Source organism: Streptomyces sp. (assembly GCF_019510245.1).
Lineage (GTDB): Bacteria > Actinomycetota > Actinomycetes > Streptomycetales > Streptomycetaceae > Streptomyces.
Genome location: NZ_JAEKKT010000183.1, coordinates 14,682 through 39,337 on the forward strand (window position 1 = coordinate 14,682; position 24,656 = coordinate 39,337).

Below are 24,656 nucleotides of genomic sequence, written 5' to 3' on the forward strand. Positions count from 1 at the left end.
CGGCCCGAGTTCTCCCCCGCCCTCGACCCCCGGGGCGGAAGGTGGCCACCCGCCACAGCGGCACGGGGGCAAGGACTCGCTCTCGAACGCTGACGCGAATCCTTGGCATCGCCGCCGTTGCCGGCGGGGACGGCCATGGCCGTCCTCGAGCCTGCGGGCGGCCTGAGGACGCGGGTGACGGCATGTCTTGACAGCACGGAGACGGGTATCCAGGATGGAAACTATGGAAACTAACTCAGTTTCGAGAGTTTCCGAGGGTGACGAGCGGCGTGTCGATGTGATCGTGGAGGCGGCCGGTCGGCTGTTGTTCACGCCGGGCTTCGCGCCCGTGAGCATGGACGAACTCGCTCGTGAGCTCGGGATGAGCAAGAAAACGATCTATCGCCACTTCCCGGACAAGCGCAGCCTGCTGGCCGCGGTGCTGGACCGGCAGTTCGCGGCGGTGGAGGACGCTCTGGCTGCCGCAGCCGAGGGCACGGAAGGGCAGCCCTTCGATGTACGGGTCCAGCGGTTCCTGGTCGCCGCGGGCACCGAGCTCGGCCGGATCGGCGCGGCCCAGCTCGCCACCGGACGCGGCGGCGACGCGATGCTGCGCCAGTACGTGGAACAACGCGTGGACACGGTGATCTACCGGCGCATCGACGAACTGTTCCGCCACGGTCACCGGGAGGGGCTGCTGGCGGCGCCTCCCGAACTGCTCTTCGAGATCACTCGCGGCGCGCTGGAGCGCCTGTTCACCTCCCGGTTGCCGCACGCTCTGGACTGGACCGCGGCGGATCTGCTGCGGGCCACCGTCGACACCGTGCTCTACGGAGCGATCCGCCCCACCCGCACCGGCGACGACGCACGACTCGGGGCGGCCATTCCGGCAGCCCGTGACGACGACAAGGAGGCGAGCCCATGACCGGGACAGCCGACAGGGTGGCCCTGGTGACGGGGGCCAGCAGCGGAATCGGCGCGGCCACCGCACGTGTTCTCGCTGAGCGAGGCATGCGTGTAGTGGTCAACTACCTCAGCAACACCAAGGCGGCCGAGGAGCTCGTGGCCGGCATCGAGGCCGCCGGCGGCCGGGCCATGGCCGTGCAGGCCGACGTCCGCGACGCGGCCGCGGTCGACGCCATGGTCGAGCGGGTCCAGGGCGCGTGGGGCGGCGTCGACGTGCTCGTGCACAACGCGCTCATCCCGTATGCCGTCAAGTCGTTCCAGGACATGACCTGGGAGGAACTGGGCGGCAAGCTCGACGCCGAGATGCACGCGGCGTACGCGGTCACCAAGGCCGTCCTGCCCCACATGACCGAACAGGGCTCGGGCCGGATCATCTACCTCGGTACCGGTCTCAGCCGCCGGCCCCGGGCCGGCATGATCGCCCTGGGCACGTCCAAGGCGGCGCTGGAGCAGTTCGCCAGGTATCTCGCCCAGGAACTGGGTCCGCAGGGCGTCACGGTCAACGTCGTCTCGCCCGGACCGGTGGAGTCCCGTACCGCCGATGCCGTGCTCGACGACGCGACGAGGCAGCGGCAGGTGGCCGCCACTCCCCTGGGCCGCCTGGCACACCCGGCCGATGTCGCCCTGGCGGTCGCCTTCTACGCCGACGAGGGCAACGCCTTCATGACCGGCACCACCGCCGCGGTCAACGGCGGAATGGCCATGTACTGACGCTTCGCCGCCGCGGCGCCTGCGGCCGTCACGGGCGAGTGCCGGTGACACGATCAAGGGAACGTATTCATGTACACGATCGATCTTGCCTACGTCGGGCGGGGCCTGCACGAGGAGCTGGCCGCCTACATCGCCGACCAGGAGGACTTCTACGCCGACGAGGGCGTCCATGTCGCGCTTCGCGACGGCTGCACCTGGGGCGACGAGCGACTGCGCGGCGGTGCCACCATCGGGCTCGGCCGGGCACTGCTGTCCCGGCTGACCGACGGCACTCGCTGGGTCGGGCTGACGGTCAACACCCATCGCCCGCTGTTCTGGTTCCTCGCCCGCCCCGGTCTGAGCTCCCTGGCCGACCTGGCCGGCCGGCGGCTGGCGGTGCACGCCCCGCACACGGCCCCCGGGTGCTTCGCCCGGATCGTGCTGCGCAGGGCAGGCCTCGATCCGGACCGGGACGTCCGGACGATCGTCCGGGCTCCCGGCGACTACGGCATGGACCTGCGTCGGCTCCGCACCGGCGAGATCGATGCCGCACTGGTCGGCAGCACCATGGCGCCGGAGGCGGTGGCCGCCGAGCACGGCTGGCAGGTGCTGGCCTGGGTGGGCGACCACTTCCAGATCCCCACCGTCGGCCTGGCCGTCGACACCACCTACACCGACCCGGCCGACCCGGCGGTGCAGGCCGTGCTGCGAGCACACCGGCGGGCCCTGAAGGTGATCCACGAGGACCCCGACACCACGGTGCGGCACATGCAGACGTTCCTCGGCGGACAGACCCCGGACGAGGTCAGGGCACACTACGACACGTTCATCGCCCCGCACTACACCACCGACGGCCAGGTGGACCTCGCGGTCGGCGAGGCCGCGATCACCGCGGTCGCCGCCGAACTCGGCGTGCCCGCCGCCGTCACCGCGGCCGAGTTCTACCGCACCGCCCCCTAGTGTCCGGGGCTTGAGTTCTGGTCTCGCCTCATGAGCCGCCTTCCGTCCCGGATTCGGGCGTTCGGCAGTCGCGAGGTGGCCGGGGGCGGTGTCCTGAAGGCATGGGGACACCAGGCTGGAGCCGGTCGTGCTGTCCGGTGACGAGCGGTCGGTCTTGCGGGACTGGGCCCCGCGCCGGACGACGGCGCAGGGCCTGGCCCAGCGGGCCGCGATCGTGCCCGCCCGCACGGACGGGCGGAGCAATACCGCGATGGCGGCCCAGCTGGCGAACGACCGCAGGACGGTGCGCCGGCGGCGGACCCGAGATCCGTGGCTGCTCTCATGGCTGCGCACCTCACCTTGTGGTCCGGTCCGAACCAGTGTGGAGATCCGCTTCAGTCTCCACTCTGCGGTTCAGACGGCCTGCGGCTCCCGCTCAGGGACAGCGTCCGCGCTCTCGCCCAAGCCTCTGACCAGCGTGGAGTTCCGGCGCCCGTAGCCGACGTAGACCAGTAGGCCCACGGCCAGGAAGACGGCGAACTGGATCCAGGTCGTCCACCCGGTCTCGTACATCAGGTAGAGACAGAAGGCGACGCCCAGCAGCGGAGCGACCGGGTAGAGCGGCACCCGGAAGGTGCGGGCGAGGGCCGGTTCGCGGCGGCGCAGGGCGATCACCGCGATGTTCACCACGGCCATGATCGCGAGGGTGCCGATGGTGCACAGGTTCATCACCGCGTCCAGGGAGGCGAAGGCCGCCGGGAGCGCGAAGACGGCCGCGACGACCAGGGTGCCCGCGACCGGGGTGGCGGTCCTCGGGGAGACCTTCTCGAAGACGCGCGGGATCAGACCGTCCCGGGACATGGACATCAGGATGCGGGTCTGGCCGTACATCACCGCGAGGACGACGGAGGCGATGGCGACGACCGCGCCGAAGGCGATCACACCGCCGCCGATCGTGGACCCGGTGACCTGGTTGACGGCGTAGGAGAGCGCGGCGGGACGGCCCGCGACCTGGTCGCCGCCGATGGCGCCGATGGCGGCCAGCGCGACCGCGCAGTACAGCAGGGTGACCAGGCCCATGCAGACGAGGATGGCGACCGGGATGTCCCGGCGCGGGTTCTTCGCCTCCTCGCCGGCCGTGGTGATCGCGTCGAAGCCGATGTACGAGAAGAACGCGGCGGTGGTGCCCGCGCCGATGCCGCCGAGGCCCGCCGGGGAGAACGGGACGAGGTTGCCGTCCTTGAAGGCGCTGAAGCCGATCGCGCAGAACGCGAGCAGGATGACCAGCTTCACGGCCGCCATCGCGGCGGTGGCCCGGGCGCTCTCGCGGACCCCGCGCACCAGCAGCAAGGCGGCCATCGCGATCACGATCACGGCGGGCAGGTTCACGATCCCGCCGTCGCCGGGACCCGCGGACAGCGCGTGCGGGAGCTGGAGACCGGTGAGGCTGTGCAGCAGCTCGTTGACGTACTGGCTCCAGCCGACCGCGACGGCCGAGATCGAGACGCCGTACTCCAGGAGCAGGCACCAGCCGACCAGGAACGCGGTGGACTCGCCGAGGCCGGCGTAGGCGAAGGAGTACGACGATCCGGAGACCGGGATCGCGCCGCCCAGCTCGGCGAAGGAGAGGGCGGTGAAGACGCAGGTGACCGCGGCGAGGACGAAGGAGACGACGACGGCCGGACCGGCCTGGGCCACCGAGTCGGAGAGGCCGACGAAGATGCCGGTGCCGACGATGGCGCCGATACCGAAGCAGATCAGCTGGAAGAGGCCCATGGTGCGGCGGAGGCCGTGGCCCTCCCGGTCGGCGCCTGATTCGGCCATCAGGAGGTGGGGGGACTTGATGCGGGGCATGCGGGTGGTGCTCGTTTCTGGTGGTGCGGGGGCGATCCGGGGTCGGTCGCGGCGGCGGCTCCGGCGAGGGGTGGTGCCGGGCCGCCGCACAGCATAGGGGCAATGAACGGGGCTGGTCAGGCGAGTGTGGCGACCAGCACGGCCTTGATGGTGTGCATCCGGTTCTCGGCCTCGTCGAAGACGACCGAGTGCTCGGACTCGAACACCTCGTCGGTGACCTCCAGTTCCGTCAGCCCGTGCCGCTCGTGGATCTCGCGGCCGACGACCGTGCCGAGGTCGTGGAAGGCCGGCAGGCAGTGCAGGAACTTGACGTCCGGATTGCCGGTGGCGCGCAGCACGTCCATGGTGACGGCGTACGGTCCGAGCAGTGCGATGCGCTCGTCCCATACCTCCTTGGGCTCCCCCATCGACACCCAGACGTCGGTGGCGACGAAGTCGGTGTCGCGGACCCCGTCCTTCACGTTCTCGGTGAGCGTGATCCGGGCGCCGGACGCGCCGGCGAGCTGCTGGGCCAGCTCGACGATGGTGTCGTCCGGCCACAGCAGGCGGGGCGCGACGATCCGGACGTCCATGCCGAGCAGGGCACCGGTGACCAGGTAGGAGTTGCCCATGTTGTAGCGGGCGTCACCGAGGTAGGCGAAGGCGATGTCGGTGAGCGGCTTGTCGCTGTGCTCGGTCATGGTGAGCACGTCGGCGAGCATCTGGGTGGGGTGCCACTCGTCGGTGAGGCCGTTGTAGACGGGCACCCCGGCGAACGCGGCCAGCTCCTCGACGACGCCCTGGCCGTGCCCGCGGTACTCGATCGCGTCGTACATGCGGCCGAGGACCCGGGCGGTGTCCTTCACCGACTCCTTGTGCCCGAGCTGCGAGCCGGCCGGGTCGAGGTAGGTGGTGGCCGCGCCCTGGTCGGCGGCGGCGACCTCGAAGGCGCAGCGGGTGCGGGTGGAGGTCTTCGCGAAGACCAGCGCGATGTTCTTCCCGCGGAGGTACTGCGTCTCGGTCCCGGCCTTCTTGGCCGCCTTCAGCTCGGCGGCCAGCTCGACCAGCCCGCGGAACTCCTCCTGGGTGAAGTCCAGCTCCTTGAGGAAGTGGCGGCCGGCGAGGGCGGTCGGGACAGTCGCCATGGGGGCGCTCCAGCGGTCGGGGTCGGCTTCAGGGACCTTGGAAGTCTATACGATGTTCCACATTTCTATACGGTCGCCTGAGCTGGGCTCTGTGGTATGTCACATGTCACGCGTCACACGGCATCCCGCTCCACCGGGCAGCTCATGCACCGTGGCCCGCCCCTCCCCCGCCCCAGTTCGCTCCCCGGGATCTCGATCACCTCGATGCCCTGCTTGCGCAGATGGGTGTTGGTGGTGGAGTTGCGTTCGTAGGCGACGACGACCCCGGGTTCGACGGCGAGGACGTTGCAGCCGTCGTCCCACTGCTCGCGCTCGGCCGCATGCACGTCCTGGGTGGCGGTCAGGACCCGGATCTCGCTGAGGCCGAGGGCGGCGGCGATCGCCCGGTGCATGTGCTCGGGCGGATGGTCGGTGACCTTGAGCTCCTTCTCGCCGGCGCCCGGTTCGATGGTGTACGAGCGGAGCATGCCGAGCCCTGCGTACTGGGTGAAGGTGTCGCCGTCGACCATCGTCATCACGGTGTCCAGGTGCATGAAGGCGCGCCGCTTCGGCATGTCCAGGGCGACGATGGTCTGCGCCGAGCCGGCCGCGAACAGCTTGTGCGCGAGCATCTCGACGGCCTGCGGGGTGGTGCGCTCGCTCATGCCGATCAGGACCGCGCCGTTGCCGATCACCAGGACGTCGCCGCCCTCGATGGTGGAGGGGTAGGCGGCCTGTCCCTCCGACCAGACGTGGAACGTTTCGCCACGGAAGAGCGGATGGTGCCGGTAGATCGCCTCGAAGTGCACGGTCTCGCGCTGCCGGGCGGGCCAGCGCATGGCGTTGATGGAGACGCCGTCGTAGACCCAGGCGGAGGTGTCGCGGGTGAAGAGGTGGTTGGGTAGCGGTTCGAGGAGGAAGTCGTCGAGGTCCATGACGTGGAAGCGGACCGAGGTGGGCTCCTCGTGGGCGGCCAGGAACTCCCGCTTGGTCATACCGCCGACCAGCGCCTCGGCCAGCTCGGCCGCCGGCAGTTTCCCGATGGCGGCGCGCAGGTGGTCGGTGGCGAGGGGGCCGTACTCCTTCTCGTCGAAGACCCGGTCCAGGACGAGGGTGCGGGCGGCCTGGATCTCCAGTGCCTCTTCGAGCAGGTCGCCGAAGAGATGGACGGCTACCCCGCGGTCGCGCAGCACGTCGGCGAAGCCGTCGTGCTCGGCCCGGGCCCGGCGCACCCAGAGGACGTCGTCGAAGAGGAGGGCGTCCTTGTTGCTCGGGGTGAGCCTTTTGAGCTCCAGATCCGGCCGGTGGAGTATGACGCGGCGCAGCCGCCCGGCCTCGGAGTCGACGTGGAATCCCATGCCTCCATCCTGACCATCGGCGACCGTGTTCACCCCCGGCTCGACGTTTCTTGTTCTCGTCCTCTTGACGACAAATAGGCACCGAGATTATGGTCAACTTGACTCTAAAAGCGAGGGGGCGGATCCGATGGCCGACATCACCCGGCGCCTGGGCTGGCGCCATCTGCGCGGCGCGCCGACGGCGCACGTCAGACACCACCGGGGCGAGAGGCTGCTGCACGACGGGCCGGGGCTCAGCTTCTGGTTCCGCGCGCTCACCGCGGCGATTTCCGAGGTCCCGGTCGACGACCGGGAACTGGCGATGACCTTCCACGCCCGAACGGCCGACTTCCAGGACGTGGCGGTCCAGGCGACCGTCACCTACCGCGTCGGGGACCCGGCCGTGGCGGCCGCCCGTCTCGACTTCTCCATCGACCCGGACACCGGCGTCTGGCGCGGCACCCCGCTCGAGCAGCTGGGCACCCTGCTGACCGAGACGGCCCAGCAGCACGCACTGGACGCGCTGGCCCGTACCCCGCTGGCGGAGGCGCTGGTCGACGGGGTGGCGGTGGTCCGGGAGCGGATCGCGGCAGGCCTGGCCGGGGAGCCGCGGCTGCCCGCCACCGGCATCGAGGTGGTGGCCGTCCGCGTGATGGCCCTGCGGCCGGAGCCGGAGGTGGAGCGGGCGCTGCGCACCCCGGCCCGCGAGCAGATCCAGCAGGAGGCGGACCGTGCGACGTACGAGCGGCGCGCGGTGGCCGTCGAGCGGGAGCGGGCGATAGCCGAGAACGAGCTGGCGAGTCAGATCGAACTGGCCCGCCGCGAGGAACAGCTGGTCGAGCAGCGGGGCACCAACGCGCGGCGCGAGGCGGAGGAGCACGCGGCGGCCGACGCGGTCCGGGCGGAGGCGGAGGCGGCCAGGTCCGTGAAGCTGGCGGAGGCGGAAGCGGTGAGGGCCGTGAAGCTGGCGGACGCGGAAGCGGCGCGCACGGTCCGGCTGGCGGAGGCGGAGGCGGCCCGGTCCGCGAAGGTGAGCGAGGCGGAGGCGGCCCGGGCGGTCACGCTGGCGCGGGCCGAGGCCGTGGGGGCCCGGGAGGTCGGCGAGGCGCGGGCCGCGGCGCAGGCGGCCTGGCTGCGGGTGCACGGCGAGGCGGACGTGGCCACGCTGCACGCCCTCACCGGCGCCCGGCTCGCCGAGAACCTGCCGCGCATCGACAGCGTGACCGTGTCGCCCGACGTGCTGACCGGGCTGCTCGCCAGGCTGGGCGGGGAGCGGGAGTGAGCCTCGCGCCGCGGGCCGTGCTGGTCCACCGGACCACGGAGTACGAGGAGTTGGTGGCCCGGCACGGCACGCACGGCCAGGCCGCCTTCTTCCTCGCCTCCCGGGGCCGGGACATGGCCGAGGTCGCCGAACGCCACCGGCGCACCCGGCGGGCGCTCGCCGAGGTGACCTCCGCGGTGCCGCTGGCCTGGCGCCGGGCCGGCGTCGAGCGGGCCGACCTGGACCGCTTCCTGTTCGCGCCCGAGGACGTGGTCGTGGTGGTCGGCCAGGACGGGCTGGTGGCGAACGTGGCCAAGTACCTGGACGGCCAGCCGGTGATCGGCATCGACACCGATCCCGGCCGCAACCCGGGGGTGCTGGTACGGCACCGCCCGGAGCAGGCGCCCGTCCTGCTGGCCTCGGTGGGCGCCACGGCCACGGGTGCCGACGAGCTGACGATGGTCGAGGCGGTCGCCGACGACACCCAGCGGCTCGTGGCGCTCAACGAGATCTACCTCGGTGCCGCCGGTCATCAGACCGCCCGATACCGCCTGGGCCTCGAGAACGACGGGGGTGTCGTCGAGGCCCAGGCGTCCTCCGGGGTGCTGGTGGGCACGGGCACCGGGGCCACCGGCTGGCTGCGCTCGGTGTGGCAGGAGCGCGGTGCCCGCCTCCCGCTGCCCGCTCCCACGGAGGACCGCCTCCTCTGGTTCGTCCGCGAGGCCTGGCCCTCACCGGCGACCGGGACCTCCCTGGTGGCCGGCGCACTGACGGCCTCGGCGGCCCTGACCCTCACGGTCGAGTCGGACCGCCTCATCGCCTTCGGCGACGGCATCGAGACCGACGCCCTGGAGCTGACCTGGGGGCAGACGGTCCGGGTGGGGACGTGCGGGCGGCGGCTCCGGCTGGTCGGCTGACCGGCCGGGGTCCGCCGCTCACAGTCGCGGGTCCACCGGCTCCGACTCCAGGGCAAGGACCCCGAAGACCGCCTCGTGCACCCGCCACAGCGGCTCGCCGTCCGCGAGGCGGTCAAGGGCCTCCAGGCCGAGGGCGTACTCGCGGATCGCCAGGGACCGCTTGTGGTTGAGGAAGCGGCCCCGCAGGCGGGTGAGGTTGTCGGGGCGGGTGTACTCGGGGCCGTAGATGATCCGCAGGTACTCCCGGCCGCGGCACTTGATGCCGGGCTGCACCAGCCGGCCCTGCGGGTCGCGGACCACCGCGCCGGCCGGCTTGACGACCATGCCCTCGCCGCCCCGGCCGGTCATCTCCAGCCACCAGTCGACGCCTGCCCGTACCGACTCCGGGTCGCCGGTGTCGACGTGCAGTCGGCGGGTGGTCTGCAGCAGGCCGGTGGGGTCGTGCTCGACCAGCCGGTCCAGGAGGGCGAGCTGCTCGTCGTGCGGGAGCGCGGCGAGGCTGCGGCCCTGGACGGCGAGGATCTGGAAGGGGGCGAGGCGCACCCCGTCCAGGCCGTCGGTGGTCCAGCAGTAGCGGCGGTAGGCGTCGGTGAAAGCGGCCGCGTCGGCGGCGCGTTCACGCTGCCGGTCGCGCAGCTCACCGATCTCGACACCGCGCGCCGCCGCCCGCTCCAGGGCGGCCAGCGCACCGGGGAAGACCGCGCCGGAGGCGGCGCCCACGGCGGCGTACTGGGTACGCAGCAGCCCGGAGGCCTTCAGCGACCACGGCAGCAGCTCGGCGTCGAGCAGCAGCCAGTCGGTGCCGAGTTCGTCCCAGAGGCCGGCCGCGTCGACCGAGGCGCGGATGCGGCCGAGGATCTCCTCGGTCACCGGCTCGTCGGCGAAGAACGGGCGTCCGGTACGCGTGTACAGGGAACCGGTCGGGCCGGGCGCGACACCGAAGCGCTTGTGCGCGACCTCCGCGTCCCGGCACACCAGCGCCACCGCCCGCGAGCCCATGTGCTTCTCCTCGCACACCACCCGGGCGACCCCGTCCGCCGCGTACTGGGCGAAGGCCTCGGCAGGGTGCTCCAGGTAGCCCTCCACGTGACTGGTGGCCGTGGGTGCCATGGTCGGCGGGAGGTACGGCAGCAGCCGCGGGTCGATCGCGAAGCGGCTCATCACCTCCAGGGCGGCCGCGGCGTTCTCCTCGCGGACCGCGATCCGGCCCTGGTGACGGGTCTCGACGACGCGGCGTCCGTGGACGTCGGCCAGGTCCAGCGGGCGTCCGTCCTGGCCGCCGGGCGCCTCGGTGAGCAGCGGGCGGGCCGGCTCGTACCAGACTCGCTCGGCCGGTACGTCGACCAGCTCCCGCTCCGGCCAGCGCAGCGCGGTCAGCCTGCCGCCGAAGACGGCGCCGGTGTCCAGGCAGATGGTGTTGTTCAGCCAGGTCGCCTCCGGGACCGGGGTGTGGCCGTAGACGACGGCCGCCCGGCCCCGGTAGTCCTCGGCCCACGGGTAGCGCACCGGCAGGCCGAACTCGTCGGTCTCCCCGGTGGTCTCGCCGTACAGGGCGTGCGAGCGGACCCGGCCCGAGGTGCGGCCGTGGTACTTCTCGGGCAGCCCGGCGTGGCAGACGACCAGCTTCCCGCCGTCGAGGACGTAGTGGCTGACCAGTCCGTCGATGAACTCCCGTACCTGCGCCCGGAACTCGTCGCTCTCGCCGGCCATCTGCTCGATGGTCTCGGCGAGTCCGTGGGTGTGCTGGACCTTGCGGCCCTTGAGATAACGGCCGTACTTGTTCTCGTGGTTGCCCGGCACGCACAGGGCGTTGCCGGAGCCGGCCATCGACATCACCCGGCGCAGCACGCCGGGGCTGTCCGGGCCGCGGTCGACGAGGTCGCCGACGAAGACGGCGGTACGGCCCTCGGGGTGGACGCCGTCGGTGTAGCCCAACTTGGCGAGCAGGAGCTCCAGTTCGCTCGCGCAGCCGTGGATGTCGCCGATGATGTCGAAGGGGCCGGTGAGGTGGGTCAGGTCGTTGAACCGCTTCTCGGTGACGACGGTCGCCGACTCGATCTCCTCGGTACCGCGCAGGACGTGCACCTTGCGGAAGCCCTCACGCTCCAGGTGGCGCAGGGAACGGCGGAGTTCGCGGATGTGGCGCTGGATGACCCGGCGGGGCATGTCGGCGCGGTCGGTGCGGGCCGCGTTGCGTTCGGCGCACACCTCCTCGGGCACGTCGAGGACGATGGCGACGGGCAGCACGTCGTACTGCTTGGCCAGGTCGATCAGCCGGCGCCGGGAGTCCTGCTGGACGCTGGTCGCGTCGACGACCGTGCGGCGGCCGGCGGCGAGCCGCTTGCCGGCGATGTAGTGCAGGACGTCGAAGGCGTCCTTGGTGGCGCTCTGGTCGTTCTCGTCGTCGGAGACCAGGCCCCGGCAGAAGTCGGAGGATATGACCTCGGTCGGCTTGAAGTGGCGTCGGGCGAAGGTGGACTTGCCGGAGCCGGAGGCGCCGACGAGGACGACCAGGGAGAGGTCGGTGACGGGGAGGACCCGTCCGGTGCGCTGTGTCTCGGTCATGCCGCCTTCTCCTCCTTCGCGGCGCGTGCGGTGGCTGTGCTCGTGTCGGCTGCGCTTATGTCAAAAACGGCCATCTGGGTGGGCGGGCCGACCTCCGGGTCGTCCGGTCCCACGGGCATGAACTCGACGTCGTAACCGTGGAGTTCGGCGACCCGGCGGGCCCAGGAGCGGAACTCCTCGCGGGTCCACTCGAAGCGGTGGTCGCCGTGCCGGGTGTGGCCGGCGGGGAGGGTCTCCCAGCGGACGTTGTACTCGACGTTCGGGGTGGTGACGAGGACCGTGCGCGGGCGGGCGGCGCCGAACACGGCGTACTCCAGGGCGGGCAGCCGCGGCAGGTCGAGGTGTTCGATCACCTCGCTGAGCACGGCGGCGTCGTACCCCTTGAGCCGCTTGTCGGTGTAGGCGAGCGAGCCCTGGAAGAGCTTGACGTGGGCGGCCTGCCGCTCCCCCATGGGGTCCAGCTTGAGCCGCCGGGAGGCGATGGTGAGCGCCCGCATCGACACGTCGACGCCGACGATCTCGGTAAAGGACGGGTCCTTCAGCAGCTCCTGCACCAACTGGCCCTGGCCGCAGCCGAGGTCGAGGACCCGGGCGGCGCCGGAGCGCCTCAGCGCGTCCAGGATCGCCTCCCGGCGCTGCACGGCGAGCGGGGGCGGCTTCTGCTCGGTCTCCGTCTCCTCCTCGACCGCGTTGTCGATCTCCTCGACCTCGCTGTCGTCGGCCTCGGCGAGCCGTACCAGCTCCAGCCGTTCCATCGCCTGCCGGGTCAGCGACCAGCGGCGGGAGAGGTAGCGGCTGGTGATGAGCTTCTGCTCGGGGTGGCCGGGCAGCCAGCCCTCGCCGGCGCGCAGCAGCTTGTCGACCTCCTCGGCGGAGACCCAGTAGTGCTTGGCGTCGTCGAGGACGGGGAGCAGGACGTAGAGGTGGCGCAGCGCCTCGGAGAGGGTCAGCGTCCCGGACTCCAGGACGAGTCGGACGTACCGCGACTCGCCCCACTCCGGGAACTCGGCGTCCAGCGCGACCGGTTCGGCGGTCACCGTCCAGCCGAGCGGCTCGAAGAGGTGCCGTACGAGGTCGGGGCCGCCGCGGGCGGGCAGCGCGGGCACCTCGACGCGCAACGGCCGCGGCTGCGCCGGGGCTTCGGGGAGGGCCCTGCACACGCCGCGCATCGCGCTGGAGAAGACGTTGCCGATCGCCACGGCGAGCAGTGAGGAGGCCGCGTACGGGCGGTCGTTGACGTACTGCGCGAGTGCCGCGTCGGGTGCTCCGCCGCGTCCCTTGCCCTTGCCGCGCCGGACCAGCGCCACCGCGTCGACCTCCAGGAGCAGCGCCGCCGTGCAGCGCCCGGCGTCCGCCTCCGGGTAGAAGACATGGGCGATGCCGTGCGAGGTGGTGAAGGTCTGCGCGTTGCCGGGGTGCTTGTGCAGCAGGAACCCGAGGTCGGTCGCGGGACGTTCGGGGGTGCCGGTGGTGGTGATCGTCAGGAACACGGTGGGTCGCCTCGAAAAGGGTCTGGAAAGGGCGCGAAAGCGCTGGTCGTGCGCTTGTCCGTGGTCCCAACGTACCTAGGTTCGCGGGGCGGGTGCGCGGAATTTCTGCGGGGGGAGGAACTGCGCGACCAGCCACGACGGTGCCGCAGTCGGCTGACGGCATGTCGCGGCGCTCCCGGCGGAACGCTCAGCCGTCGGCCCGTTTCCAGGCGCCGACGCCGAGCTTGCCCGTGGTCCCGAGGTCCAGGCCCGGGGTGACGGTGACGGGCGCGGCGCCCGGCTTGGCCAGGACCCGGACGTAGGGCACGTTCACGGCCGTGCCCGCCAGGGTCGTGTTGCGCCAGATCAGGCCGGAGAGGGCGGCCTCACCGGGTTTCAGGGCCAGCGGGCCCGGCGGGTCGTCGAAGCCGGTTCCGGTGGCGATGGCGGCGCCTCCGTGCAGGACGCGGATGCCGTCGACGGGCCGGCGGTTCTCGTCCAACAGGCTCAACCGGGGGTAGCCGTCGAGCTCGTAGTCCCGCTTCCCGCAGTTCTCCAGGTGGAGTCCGACCACCCGCAGGCCCATCGCGGCGTCGCCGTCGTCGGCCCACAGCCGGACACCTGAGGCGGGGCAGGCACCTGTCTCGGCCGGTGCCTCGTCGGCGGGGACCTTGGTGACCTCGGCCACCTTCACCCGGGTCACCGGGGAGGCGCCGGGGGCGAGCACGCCCGGTTCGACGGTTCCGCGGGTGCTGCGGCCCGGCCCGACCCCGGGCACGGTCACCTCCTTGTGGGCCATGACCGCGCCGGTGTCCGTGGTGAAGTCGAAGAGCACGGTGTAGGTCATGGCCTGGTCGCCGTCGTTGCTGACCTGGTAGGCGGCGGAGATGCCGGAGTCGCCGGGCAGCCGGTCCGCGTGCACCGTGCCCGGGGCGGCGGACGGGGTCGGGGAGGCGGCGGGGATGGTGACCGAGGTGATCCGGACGCCGTCCACCGGGGGGTCGGTGACGGTGGCGCGGGGTGCCGGGACGGCCGCGCCCGCTCCGCCGCCGGTGGCCGTGTGCTCCGTGCCGCAGGCCGTGGCCAGGAGGAGGACGGCGGCAGGGGCGAGGAGACGGGGGCGGGGTCTGCGCATCCGGCCACCTCATCAGGGCGGACGCCGGGCGACCGTGACGGAAGCCATAGCTCCGGTCACAGCCGTGTCACAGCCGGCCGGATGCGCGACCCCGGCCGGTCACGACAGCTGCGACTGGACCTGCGCGGAGATCAGCTCCAGGTGGTCTAGGTCGGAGAGGTCGAGGATCTGGAGGTAGAAGCGGCGGGAGCCGATCTCGGCGTAGCGGCCGATCTTCTCGACGACCTCGGCGGGGGTGCCGGCCAGGCCGTTCTCCTTCAGTTCGGCGACCTCGCGGCCGATGGCGGCGGCGCGGCGGGCGACCTCCTGGTCGTCCTTGCCGACGCAGACCACGAGGGCGTTGGAGTACGTCAGCTCGTCCGCCTCGCGGCCCGCCGCCTCGACGGCGGCCCGCACCCGGCCGAACTGCCGCTCGCTGTCCTCGACGGAGGCGAACGGCATGTTGAACTCGTCGGCGTAGCGTGCGGTCAGCTTCGGGGTGCGGCTGGCGCCGTGGCCGCCGATCAGCACGGGGATCCGCGCCTGGGCGGGCTTGGGCAGCGCGGGCGAGCGGGTGAGGTCGTAGTAGGTGCCGTGGAAGTCGAAGGTGTCACCGAGCTTGGTCTCCCAGAGCCCGGTGACGATCGCCAGCTGCTCCTCGAGGCGGCCGAACTTCTCCTTCGGGAAGGGGATGCCGTACGCCTTGTGCTCGTCCTCGAACCAGCCCGCGCCGAGGCCGAGTTCGACCCGGCCGCCGGACATCTGGTCGACCTGGGCGACCTGGATGGCGAGCACGCCGGGCAGCCGGAAGGTTCCTGCGGTCATCAGGGTGCCGAGGCGGATCCGCTTGGTCTCGCGGGCGAGTCCGGCGAGCGTGATCCAGGCGTCGGTGGGGCCGGGCAGGCCGTCCACGTCGCCCATCTTCAGATAGTGGTCGGAGCGGAAGAAGGCGTCGAAACCGAGGTCTTCGGTGGCCTTGGCGACGGTGAGGAGGGTGTCGTAGCTCGCGCCCTGCTGGGGCTCGGTGAAGATACGAAGGTCCATACACCTATCCTGCACGCCCCCTGCCCCGTCAACCGCATCGGAACCGCCCGTCACGGTCGTCCACCACCCCGGGTGAATGTCGTCAACGGGCAGACCACGGGGCGGCAGGGGTCAGTGACCGGGCTGTGCGGTGATCGTTGGGTGGGGGGAGCCGGGCCGTCCGGCACCCGCGCCGGACGGTCGCCGTCGCCGCGCGTCGTTCGTGGCCTGCTGCCGGCGGCGGGCCGGGGGGCCGAGGAGGCCGTCTTGTCCGAAGAGTCCGTTCCACCACAGGGTGGCCCCTCCTCCGGTCAGCCCAAGGGGCTGCTCCAGCAGATGGAGGAACTCATGGCGGCGCTGAACGCGGACCTCTCGGCGCTGGGCGCGGACCTGCGGCGGCCCGCGAGGGATGAGGCCGGTCTCGGCCGGGAGGCACGTCCGAGGCCTCAGGGCTGACGGCCGAGGTGAGCGGGGTCCGGTGCGTCGGTCCGGTGCGTCGGCCGGGTGCGGGCCGGTGGGGGCCGGTCGCGCAGTTCCCCGCGCCCCTGAAGGGGCGGTCACCCCCGGTGTTTTCAGCCACGACGGCGCCGCGGACGAACGACGACGCCTCGCGGCTCTTCGAGCGGAACGCTCACCCGTCCCGCACCTCCTCCCTGGCCGCCAGCTTGCGGAGCATCTCCAGGACCCTGTCCCGGGACTCGTCGGCCGCGTCGATGGCCTCCATGCACTGCCAGTACGTCGCCTCGTCGGCCGCGGCGCTGGCCATGCCGACCAGCGCGATGCCCGCCTCGGCGAGGAGGCCGCCGAGACTCAGCAGGGTCATACGGGCGTCGTCCAGTTCGGTGAGCTGGGCGGCGCGCAGGGTGCCGGGGTCCAGGTCGGGGGTGCCCAGCACGCCGCAGCCCCGGCCCGCCAGCTCGGTCAGGCCGAGGGCCTCGCCGCGCAGCTCGGGCGGCCCGGAGACGGCCAGCCGGCTGCCGATCGCCTGGGCCAGGGCCTGGGCCTGCCACACCTCGGTCATCATCTCCGGAACGCCCGCGCCGTGCGCCAGCGCCTGTCTGCTCGCCACGATGAGCCGCATCGCGTCCATCCGTCGCCCCGTCCCCGTCGGTCCGAACTGCCTTGCCGCGCTCAGTAGTTCACTACCCAGAGTGAGGGTTCCTGAGACATGGAGCCAGGGGAAGACGGAAATCTGTGGACAACAATTCGGATTCGGGCGGGGTGCTGGCTACTGAGCGTTAAATCGGAGCGCCGTGCTCCCCGCCCGCGCCCTCCCGACGGACCGTCAGACGGGCGGGAACCGCTTCTCGTTGCGGTCGATCTTCGCGGCCAGCGCGGCCAGCGGGTCGATGTCCAGGACGTCACAGAGCTGGAGGAGATAGGAGAGGACGTCGGCGACCTCGTCCGTGACCCGGTGGGCGGTGCCGGGGTCGTCCATCACCCGGGACGACTCCTCCGGGGTCAGCCACTGGAAGATCTCGACCAGTTCGGACGCCTCCACGCTGAGGGCGGAGGCCAGGTTCTTGGGGGTGTGGTACTGCCGCCAGTCGCGGGCGGCGGCGAACTCGGCCAGCCGGTGCTGGAGTCCGGCCACGTCGAGGGGTTCGTCGGTCACGCGTCCAGGTGTACCACGGTGATCGACTCCGCTCCCTCGGCCCACGAGGCGTCGCTCACCGCGGCGACGAGCCGGATGTGGCCGCGCTCGCCCATCAGGACGGCCGTGCGCAGGAGTTGGGCGCGTTGGCCCGGGTCGAGGCAGCGGTCGAAGCCGTCGGCGAGGACGGTGAGGCCGCGCATGGCGTCGGGGACCTCGCCCGGCGCGTCGACCGCGAGGACGCCGGGGCCGGTGAAGAGGACCAGGGCCAGGGCGAGGTAGCGCAGTTCGCCGTCGCCGAGCCGCTCCAGCTCGGTGCGCAGGCCGTCGCCGCGGTCGAGGAGCGCCCGTACTCTGCCGTCGCCGGCCGGTTCGGCGAGCAGGTCGACGACGGGGCCGGCGCAGCCGGTGCGCACCGCGTCGACGAGCAGGCCGTGGCGGCGGCCGCATTCGGCGCGGGTACGCCACAGGACGTCGGCGAGGTTGTCGCAGCCGCGCAGCAGCCGGCCGGAGCCGGTGCGGACGGGGGTGCGCATGCCGTCCGGCCGCGGGTCGCAGGCGAAGACCGACCGCAGGGCGACGACCATCTGCTCGGCGGCGGCGAGGACCTGCCGCTGCCCGTCCGTCTTCCCGGCGACGCGCAGCGGCAGCAGGGCGGTGCCGAGGCGGTCGTCGGGGAGCGGGGCCCGGGTCACCGGTGCGGAGCCCGCGGTGTGCCAGGCGGCCTGCACGGCCGGGCGGCTCGGGTCGCGCAGCGCGGTCTCCAGGAGCACGAGGCCGCCCGCGGTCAGCCGTTCGCCGACGATGCGCAGTTCGGGCTCGGCCTGGACGGCGAGGTCGAGCCGCACGGGCCCCGCGGCGCCGTCGGCCGTGCAGCCGATGCGGAACCCGCGGCGCCGCTGCGCGTCGGGCCGGGCCCGCTCCGGCACCAGCGCGCCCGGGTCCGGGAACACGTCCGCGAGCGCGGCCCCGCCGCCGAGCCGGGCGAGCGCCTCGTAGGCGGCGAGCGCCGCGCTCTTCCCGCTCCCGCTGGGCCCGGCGAACAGGGTGACCTGCCCGACGGGGAAGGTCACACCTCGGTGCCGGGCGAAGGCGGAGAGCCGAAGCTCGGTGACGCGGGGTCGGGGGTCACGACGTGGAGTGGGGGCAGGTGCCGGTGCGGCGGCCGGTGGCCGACTGCCCGAGCGGGCACGCGGGACGGTCTCCGACGGCCCGGCAGCCACACCGGAGCCCACCGGACGGACGGTCTCCGACGGCCCGGCAGCCACACCGGAGCCCACCGGACGGACGGTCTCCGACGGCCCGGCAGCCACACCGGACCGCGCCGGGCGCACGGTCTCCGACGGCCCGGCAGCCACACCAGACCGCGCCGGGCGCACGGTCTCCGACGGTCCGGCGGGCACGCCGGAGCGTGCCGGGCGGGGCCGCTCGGGAGTCGGATCACCGGGCCCCGTCGGCGCGTTCGGCGCCACCGACGGCCCCGTGCCGTCGGGCGGCGGTGGCAACAACGGCGACGGGGCCGACGACGGCGGGGCAGGCGTGTCGCCCGCAGCGGAACGGGCGGAAGGGGAGGGGCGGGACGCGGACGAGGCGGGGGGCACGGCCATATGCGGACCGTAGGCCTCCGGCCGCCCGGCGAACCGTTCCGCCCACCCGCCCTTCCTTCGATCGGGGGACGGCCGGCCGTCCCGCGGACCGGCCCCCGACCGGTCGTCAGCCCCCGGAGACCCCCGCCCCCTCCATCAGTCCGCTGACCTCGGTACCGGGCGGGGTGAGCAGGAAGACGTTGCGGTCGACCCGGTGCATTCCGCTGGCCAGGCCGAAGACCACGCCGGTGCTGAAGTCGAGGACGCGCTTGGCGACCTCCGTCTCGGCGCCGGTGAGGTCGAGCAGGACCGGTATCCCGGCCATCAGCGTCTCGGCGACGTCACGGGCGTCGGCGAAGACGTTGACCCGCAGGACGACGAAACGGCGGCGCGTCTCGGTCTCCGCGTCCGGCAGCGCCCGGTGGTCCACCGCCGACGGCCAGGCGTCGCGGCCTCGCAGCGGCACCACCTGGGCGAGCCCCTCCCACTGTTCATCGGTGACGTCGTAACGGCTCACCGGCTCCCCCTGACCTGACTCGCACTCGATGCCTGCACCAGCCAATTCTTACGCCAAGTCACCCGTTCGGCCCAACAGCGACACGAAGCGCGAGCGTTTCCGGGCGCCCCGGCAGGAAAGAAGTGATTTTTTCACTATTCAGGCGATTGCCGCGCATTGGGGGCTTCTTACCGCCCTCACACCGGACTCTTCTCCTCCCGTGACGTCTCGCTCACCGCCTGCTATTAGCGTCCGGTCCGTGCACTTGGCAGAAACACAACAGGTGACACCCGACCGGCGGACACAGTCGGCGGTGTCCGCCGCTCCGGGCGATGCGGGAGCCCCCGCCCCCTGGCACCGCGTCCTGACCATCCTCGCCGACATCGGCCTGTTCATCGGCACCCGGTCGGTGTGGACGCAGGCGGTGACGCACCACCAGGTCCTCGCGGCCCTGATCTCCCTCTGCTACGTCTCGATCCTGGTGACCGGCGTGCTGACGCTGACGGTCCGCAGCACCCGGTCGCTGGCCCGCCTCGACCTGGTGGTCCTGGTCACGGCGGTGACGCTGGCGCTGTGCGCCTGGGTGCTGAACCACAGCGGCGGCGACGAGGGCGTCCTGACCACCCAGGCCGCCAGGGAACTCGTCGCCGGCCACCCGGTGTACGGACAGCCCTGGCCGTGGCTGTTCGGCGGCAAGGGCGTCGCCCTCACGCCGACGATAGGCGGCAGTTACGACTACACCTACGGCTATCCCCCGCTGGCCACGCTGCTGACGGTCCCGCTGCTGTGGCTCGGCCACCACGGCGCCCCCGCGACGGCGGTGTGCGCGGGCGCCCTGATCGCCGGCACGGTCGTGCTGTGGCGGATGCTCCCGGTGCCGTGGCGTTCGGCGGCGACGCTGAGCTGCCTGGGCTTCGGCTTCCTCTCCACGTACTCCCGGGTCGGCTACCCGGCGGTCATCGCCCTGGCGCTGCTGATCCCGGTGGTGGTGCGCTGGCCGCGGATCGGGCAGGGCGGCCGGCTGGGATCGGCCGGGATCGCGCGGGCCGCGTGCCTCGGGGCCGCCTGTGCGGCACAGCAACTGCCGTGGTTCGTCACGCCGTTCCTGCTGGCCGGCATCTACGCGGTGCGGCGCGGGGAACTCGGCGGCCGGGCCGCCGCACTGGTGGTCCTGCGGATCGCCGGGGTGGCCGTCACGGTGTGGCTGCTGATCAACACGTACTTCATCGCCTCCGAGCCCGGCCGCTGGCTGCGCGGGATCGCGCTGCCGCTCACCCAGGGCGCCGTGGTGCACGGCCAGGGACTGGTGGACATCACGCTCTACTACACGAACGGCAGCGACCGCATCGACTGGTACTCGCACGCGAGCATGCTCCTCGCGGCGGCCCTGCTGGCCCTGTTCGTGCTCTTCGTACGCCGGCTCGGGCCGGCCGCGACCGTGCTGCCGTGGCTCGCCTTCTTCCTGGCGACCCGCTCCCAGGACGGCTACTACCTGCTGATGACCCCGCTGTGGCTGGCGGCGGCCGTCACCGCCCCGCTGTCCGAGTTCGAGCACGCCTGGCAGCCGCGGCCGGGCCTGCTGAGCGGCCCCCGCCGCCTTCCCGCCCTGGCCCTGGCGGTCGTCCTGCTGCTCGCCCCGGCGCTGGTGAGCGCGGCGCTCGCGGTGTCCGGCCGGCCGCCGCTGCGGATGGAGATCACCGCGCTGCGGCGGGACGGGCGCCAGGCCGCGGTGGTCAGGGCGATGACGCTGAAGGTGGCCAACACGGGGAGCGTGCCGCTCACCCCGCACTACACGCTCACCACCGGGCAGGGCATGAGCAAGTACTGGCTGCTGGTGCGGGGTCCGGCGACGATCCCCGGGCACGCCACGGCGAGCGTCGAACTCAGGCCGTCGAACGGCAGGTTCGGCATCCCCGTCAAGCCGAGCACCCGGATCCGGCTGCGCGCCTTCACCGCGGATCCGCAGACGTTGTCCAGCCGGGACGTGAAGATCAGCCGGACGGCCCGCTGAGGGCTCCGCCGGACGGCCCGCTGTGGGCTCCGCCGGACGCCCCGTCAGGCCGCCGTGCGGGTGAAGCGGAGGGTGGCGGTCACCGTGGTGGGGCCGCCCATCATGCGCATCTGGTTGAAGGTGACGCCGAACTCCTCGCGCGCCACCTGGAACTCGGCCTCCAGCGTCAGCCCGTCGACGTCGGCCGAGACCAGCTTCGCGGTGACCTGCTGCGGCCTGCTGATGCCGCGGACGGTGAGCTGACCGTCGACCTGGACGGTGTCGCCCGCGCCCCGCTGCGCGCCGCGCACCGCGAAGGTGATCTCCGGGTGGTTGTCCGCGTCGAAGAAGTCGGCCGAGCGCAGGTGGTCGTCGCGCTTCTTGTTCTTGGTGTCCAGCGTGGCCGCGTCGATCACCAGCGTGCCGGTGGCGGTGCCGTCGGCGGCCACCTCGCCCCGGCCGGTGACGCCCGTGAAGGTGCCCTTGACGGTGACCAGACCCCAGAAGGACTTGTGCCGGACGGCGACGGCGGAGGCGGTCGGGTCGAGCTGCCAGAGGCCGGTTTCCACGGTGACGGTCATGGCCGTACTCCGATTCCTTGGTGGTTCAAATTTGGATGACTACGGTACGGCTGCACGCTAGCCCAATATCCAAATTTGGACAACAGGTAGACTCGATGCCATGGCCGCCGCCCAGGAAGACCCCGCCGAGCTGCCGCAATGCCCGTCACTCGCGGGCGGCGGACTGCTCCCCGCCGAGTTGCGCGCCTGGATGCTGCTGCTGGCCGCGACCGGTGCGGTGGAGCAGCGGCTGCGGTCGGTCGTGAAGGAGACGCTGGACGTCTCGCACGACGAGTTCCTGATCCTGTGCCTGCTGGCCGAGCAGCCGCGCGAGGGTCTGCGCATGACCCGGATCGCGGAGCTGCTGGGCCGCCCCAAGACCCGCCTCACCTACCAGATCGCCTGCCTCCACCACGCCGGCCTCGTCACCCGCAAGGCCGCCTGCGGCGACAGACGGGGCATCGAGGTCGCCCTCACCGACAAGGCCCGCCACCAGATCCAGGACGTCTCCGCCACCCTCGCCGAGACGGTCGGGCAGGCGGTCGGCCACGTCATCGGTCCGGAGCAGCGCGAGGCGCTGTGCGCGCTGATCCCACAGCTCGCCGACGACACGCCCTGACCGTACGAATCCGGCCACTTCACCCCCGGGAGGCGCAGGTCACAGCCACGGAGAGGGCAAGGTCACAGCCCTGCCACCCGTGCACTTTTGGCGCTCTGCCCTAGCATCCGAGCATGACGGTCCTGCCTGACGACGGGCTCTCACTGGCCGCCGAGTTCCCTGACGCGACGCAAGAGCAGTGGCAACGCCTGGTCGAAGGCGTGCTGCGCAAGTCCGGCAGGGAAGTCTCGGGCGAGGCCGCCGAGGACGCCCTGTCCACGACGCTCGAGGACGGGCTGCGCGCCCGCCCCCTGTACACCGCGCGCGACTCCGCACCCGACCCGGGGCTGCCCGGCTTCGCGCCGTACGTGCGCGGCGGCCGTCCCGAGGGCGGCGTCGCGGGCGGCTGGGACGTACGGCAGCGGCATGCGGCGGCTCCCGACGGCGCGGTCCTGACCGACCTGGAGAACGGCGTCACCTCGCTCTGGCTCGTGCTGGGCGAGGGCGGCATCCCCGTCGGCGCACTGGGCCGGGCGCTGGAGGGCGTCTACCTCGACCTGGCGCCGGTCGTCCTCGACGCCGGCCGGGAGGCCGGGGCGGCCGCCGCCGAGCTGTTCCGGCTGTACGACGAGAAGGGCGTCGACCCCAAGGCCGTACGGGGCAACCTGGGCGCCGACCCGCTCGGGTACGAGGCGCGCACCGGCGCCGCCCTCCCCTTCGCGCCCGTCGCGGAGCTGGCGAAGCGGTGCGCCGAGGGATTCCCGGGGCTGCGGGCGCTGACCGTGGACGCGCTGCCGTACCACGAGGCGGGCGGCTCGGCCGCACAGGAACTGGGTGCCTCGCTGGCCACCGGTGTGGCGTATCTGCGGGAGCTGACGGAGGCCGGGCTGGGCATCGAAGAGGCCCTGGCGCAGCTGGAGTTCCGGTACGCGGCCACCGCCGACCAGTTCCTGACGATCGCCAAGCTGCGCGCCGCGCGCCGGCTGTGGGCGCGGGTCGCCGAGGTGAGCGGGGCGGCCGACGCGGGCGCCCAGGTGCAGCACGCCGTCACCTCGCCGGTGATGATGAGCCGCCGCGACCCGTGGGTGAACATGCTGCGCACGACGGTCGCGACGCTGGCCGCCGGGGTGGGCGGCGCCGACTCCGTCACCGTGCTGCCGTTCGACCACGCGATCGGCCTGCCGGACGGCTTCGCCCGCCGGATCGCCCGCAACACCTCGACGATCCTCATCGAGGAGTCCCACCTGGCGCGGGTCATCGACCCGGCGGGCGGCTCCTGGTACGTGGAAAAGCTCACCGACGAACTCGCCCAGGCGGCCTGGGAGTTCTTCCGGACCGTCGAGCGCGACGGCGGCCAGGCGGCCGTCCTCCGCTCCGGCCGCCTGCGCACCGACCTGGCGACGACCTGGGCCGAGCGGGCCAAGAAGCTCGCCAAGCGCCGCGAACCCGTCACCGGCGTCAGCGAGTTCCCGTTCCTCGCCGAGAAGCCGGTGGTCCGCGAGCCCGCCCCGGAGCCGCCGTCGGGCGGCCTCCCCCGGGTCCGCCGCGACGAGGCCTTCGAGGAACTGCGCGCCCGCTCGGACGCCCACCTCGCGGCGACCGGCAGCCGCCCCCGGATCTACCTGGCGACGCTCGGCCCCGCCGTCGCGTACACCGCCCGCGCCGGCTTCGCCGCCAACCTCTTCCAGGCCGGCGGCATCGAACCCGTCGCCGAGGGCACCTTCGAGGAGAGCGGCGCCACCGAGGCGGTGCTCTGCTCGAGCGACGCGCTCTACGCCGAACAGGCCGAGCAGACCGCCCAGTCGCTGAAGTCGGCCGGTGCCCGGCACGTCGTCCTCGCGGGCCGGGGCGAGTTCGCCGGTGTCGACTCGTACGTCTTCGCGGGCTGCGACGCCGTGGCCGTGCTGTCCGAGACCCTCGACCGCATGGGAGTGTCCTGATGGGAATCCCCGACTTCTCCGGCATCGAACTGGGGACCCCCGTCACCGCGGGCGACGCCGAGGAGTGGCGGGCGGCCGGCTGTGACCTGCCGCTGTGGGAGACCCCGGAGGGCATCGGGGTCAAGCCGCTCTACACCGGCCGTGACCTGGAGGGCCTGGACTTCCTCGGCACCTACCCGGGCATCGCGCCGTACCTGCGCGGCCCGTACCCGACGATGTACGTCAACCAGCCCTGGACCATCCGCCAGTACGCGGGCTTCTCCACCGCCGAGGAGTCCAACGCGTTCTACCGGCGCAACCTGGCGGCCGGCCAGAAGGGCCTGTCGGTCGCCTTCGACCTGCCCACACACCGGGGCTACGACAGCGACCACCCGCGGGTGACCGGTGACGTCGGCATGGCGGGCGTGGCCATCGACTCGATCTACGACATGCGCCAACTGTTCGACGGCATCCCCCTCGACCGGATGACCGTGTCGATGACGATGAACGGCGCGGTCCTGCCCGTCCTCGCCCTCTACATCGTGGCGGCGGAGGAGCAGGGCGTACCGCCCGAGAAGCTGGCCGGGACCATCCAGAACGACATCCTCAAGGAGTTCATGGTCCGCAACACCTACATCTATCCGCCGAAGCCGTCGATGCGGATCATCTCCGACATCTTCGCCTACACCTCGCAGC

23 protein-coding genes are annotated in these 24,656 nt (G+C 72.5%); 11 read left to right on the forward strand and 12 right to left on the reverse strand.

Annotated features, from left to right (window positions below):
- The first annotated feature begins 223 nt into the window (after positions 1-223).
- From JF597_RS36860 to JF597_RS36870, 3 genes are all read left to right on the forward strand, one after another.
- Positions 224-904: a TetR/AcrR family transcriptional regulator gene (locus JF597_RS36860; protein ID WP_294005796.1), complete on the forward strand. Its 681-nt coding sequence runs from the start codon at positions 224-226 to the stop codon at positions 902-904.
- Positions 901-1,656: an SDR family oxidoreductase gene (locus tag JF597_RS36865; RefSeq protein WP_294005798.1), complete on the forward strand. Its 756-nt coding sequence runs from the start codon at positions 901-903 to the stop codon at positions 1,654-1,656. Before JF597_RS36860 ends, JF597_RS36865 begins: the two co-directional genes overlap by 4 nt.
- A gap of 69 nt (positions 1,657-1,725) precedes the next feature.
- The gene (locus JF597_RS36870; RefSeq protein ID WP_294005800.1) at positions 1,726-2,595 is read left to right on the forward strand and encodes an ABC transporter substrate-binding protein; all 870 of its coding nucleotides are present in this window, start codon (positions 1,726-1,728) and stop codon (positions 2,593-2,595) included.
- A 393-nt stretch (positions 2,596-2,988) separates the two neighbouring features.
- Here the strand turns inward: JF597_RS36870 and JF597_RS36875 are convergent, their stop codons facing one another.
- The 3 genes from JF597_RS36875 to JF597_RS36885 all read right to left on the reverse strand — a co-directional run bounded on the left by JF597_RS36875 (position 2,989) and on the right by JF597_RS36885 (position 6,889).
- Entirely contained in the window at positions 2,989-4,428 is a 1,440-nt protein-coding gene (locus tag JF597_RS36875; RefSeq protein WP_294005802.1) for an amino acid permease, read from the reverse strand.
- Between the two features lie 116 nt (positions 4,429-4,544).
- Entirely contained in the window at positions 4,545-5,552 is a 1,008-nt protein-coding gene (gene argF / locus JF597_RS36880; RefSeq protein WP_294005803.1) for an ornithine carbamoyltransferase, read from the reverse strand.
- Positions 5,553-5,665: 113 nt separating this feature from the next.
- The gene (locus JF597_RS36885) at positions 5,666-6,889 is read right to left on the reverse strand and encodes an arginine deiminase (RefSeq protein ID WP_294005805.1); all 1,224 of its coding nucleotides are present in this window, start codon (positions 6,887-6,889) and stop codon (positions 5,666-5,668) included.
- A 127-nt stretch (positions 6,890-7,016) separates the two neighbouring features.
- On the opposite strand from JF597_RS36885, the gene JF597_RS36890 reads away from it, so the two are divergent.
- Together JF597_RS36890 and JF597_RS36895 are read left to right on the forward strand one after the other, a co-directional pair.
- Positions 7,017-8,150, forward strand: coding sequence for an SPFH domain-containing protein (locus JF597_RS36890; protein WP_294005808.1), 1,134 nt, complete (start codon positions 7,017-7,019; stop codon positions 8,148-8,150).
- Positions 8,147-9,046 carry a hypothetical protein gene (locus tag JF597_RS36895; RefSeq protein WP_294005810.1) on the forward strand — a complete coding sequence of 300 codons (900 nt, stop codon included), beginning with the start codon at positions 8,147-8,149 and terminating at the stop codon, positions 9,044-9,046. The genes JF597_RS36890 and JF597_RS36895 overlap by 4 nt, the downstream gene beginning before the upstream one ends.
- Positions 9,047-9,064: 18 nt before the next feature.
- On the opposite strand, the gene JF597_RS36900 is transcribed toward JF597_RS36895, so the two are convergent.
- The 4 genes from JF597_RS36900 to JF597_RS36915 all read right to left on the reverse strand — a co-directional run bounded on the left by JF597_RS36900 (position 9,065) and on the right by JF597_RS36915 (position 15,238).
- On the reverse strand, positions 9,065-11,611 hold the full coding sequence (locus JF597_RS36900; RefSeq protein ID WP_294005812.1) for a polynucleotide kinase-phosphatase: 2,547 nt from the start codon (positions 11,609-11,611) through the stop codon (positions 9,065-9,067).
- Positions 11,608-13,101 carry a 3' terminal RNA ribose 2'-O-methyltransferase Hen1 gene (locus JF597_RS36905; protein WP_294005814.1) on the reverse strand — a complete coding sequence of 498 codons (1,494 nt, stop codon included), beginning with the start codon at positions 13,099-13,101 and terminating at the stop codon, positions 11,608-11,610. The genes JF597_RS36900 and JF597_RS36905 overlap by 4 nt, the downstream gene beginning before the upstream one ends.
- 187 nt (positions 13,102-13,288) lie before the next feature.
- On the reverse strand, positions 13,289-14,215 hold the full coding sequence (locus tag JF597_RS36910; protein WP_294005816.1) for a DUF4232 domain-containing protein: 927 nt from the start codon (positions 14,213-14,215) through the stop codon (positions 13,289-13,291).
- A 99-nt stretch (positions 14,216-14,314) separates the two neighbouring features.
- A complete protein-coding gene (locus JF597_RS36915) occupies positions 14,315-15,238 on the reverse strand; it encodes an LLM class F420-dependent oxidoreductase (RefSeq protein WP_294005818.1) in 924 nt (307 codons plus the stop codon).
- Between the two features lie 246 nt (positions 15,239-15,484).
- On the opposite strand from JF597_RS36915, the gene JF597_RS36920 reads away from it, so the two are divergent.
- Positions 15,485-15,673: a hypothetical protein gene (locus JF597_RS36920; protein WP_294005820.1), complete on the forward strand. Its 189-nt coding sequence runs from the start codon at positions 15,485-15,487 to the stop codon at positions 15,671-15,673.
- Between the two features lie 175 nt (positions 15,674-15,848).
- On the opposite strand, the gene JF597_RS36925 is transcribed toward JF597_RS36920, so the two are convergent.
- From JF597_RS36925 to JF597_RS36935, 3 genes are all read right to left on the reverse strand, one after another.
- Positions 15,849-16,307: a DUF6099 family protein gene (locus JF597_RS36925; RefSeq protein WP_294005822.1), complete on the reverse strand. Its 459-nt coding sequence runs from the start codon at positions 16,305-16,307 to the stop codon at positions 15,849-15,851.
- A gap of 195 nt (positions 16,308-16,502) precedes the next feature.
- Positions 16,503-16,832, reverse strand: a complete 330-nt coding sequence (locus tag JF597_RS36930; protein WP_294005823.1) for a nucleotide pyrophosphohydrolase — start codon at positions 16,830-16,832, stop codon at positions 16,503-16,505.
- Positions 16,829-18,034, reverse strand: coding sequence for an ATP-binding protein (locus tag JF597_RS36935; protein WP_294005840.1), 1,206 nt, complete (start codon positions 18,032-18,034; stop codon positions 16,829-16,831). Before JF597_RS36935 ends, JF597_RS36930 begins: the two co-directional genes overlap by 4 nt.
- On the opposite strand from JF597_RS36935, the gene JF597_RS36940 reads away from it, so the two are divergent.
- A complete protein-coding gene (locus JF597_RS36940) occupies positions 17,952-18,431 on the forward strand; it encodes a hypothetical protein (RefSeq protein ID WP_294005843.1) in 480 nt (159 codons plus the stop codon). The genes JF597_RS36935 and JF597_RS36940 overlap by 83 nt on opposite strands.
- A gap of 93 nt (positions 18,432-18,524) precedes the next feature.
- Here JF597_RS36940 and JF597_RS36945 read toward each other — a convergent pair whose 3' ends face one another.
- The gene (locus JF597_RS36945; protein ID WP_294005825.1) at positions 18,525-18,914 is read right to left on the reverse strand and encodes a cell division protein SepF; all 390 of its coding nucleotides are present in this window, start codon (positions 18,912-18,914) and stop codon (positions 18,525-18,527) included.
- A 292-nt stretch (positions 18,915-19,206) separates the two neighbouring features.
- Between JF597_RS36945 and JF597_RS36950 the strand changes: the two genes are divergently transcribed.
- Complete coding sequence (locus JF597_RS36950; RefSeq protein WP_294005827.1) at positions 19,207-20,904, forward strand: hypothetical protein; 1,698 nt, start codon at positions 19,207-19,209, stop codon at positions 20,902-20,904.
- 44 nt (positions 20,905-20,948) lie between these two features.
- Here the strand turns inward: JF597_RS36950 and JF597_RS36955 are convergent, their stop codons facing one another.
- The gene (locus tag JF597_RS36955; RefSeq protein ID WP_294005829.1) at positions 20,949-21,464 is read right to left on the reverse strand and encodes a YceI family protein; all 516 of its coding nucleotides are present in this window, start codon (positions 21,462-21,464) and stop codon (positions 20,949-20,951) included.
- A gap of 100 nt (positions 21,465-21,564) precedes the next feature.
- On the opposite strand from JF597_RS36955, the gene JF597_RS36960 reads away from it, so the two are divergent.
- The 3 genes from JF597_RS36960 to JF597_RS36970 form a co-directional block, all read left to right on the forward strand.
- The gene (locus JF597_RS36960; RefSeq protein ID WP_294005831.1) at positions 21,565-22,062 is read left to right on the forward strand and encodes a MarR family transcriptional regulator; all 498 of its coding nucleotides are present in this window, start codon (positions 21,565-21,567) and stop codon (positions 22,060-22,062) included.
- A gap of 113 nt (positions 22,063-22,175) precedes the next feature.
- Positions 22,176-23,981, forward strand: coding sequence for a methylmalonyl-CoA mutase subunit beta (locus JF597_RS36965; protein ID WP_294005833.1), 1,806 nt, complete (start codon positions 22,176-22,178; stop codon positions 23,979-23,981).
- Positions 23,981-24,656 (forward strand): methylmalonyl-CoA mutase family protein (locus JF597_RS36970; RefSeq protein WP_294005835.1); only part of this gene is annotated, 676 nt, incomplete at its 3' end. The genes JF597_RS36965 and JF597_RS36970, both read left to right, overlap by 1 nt.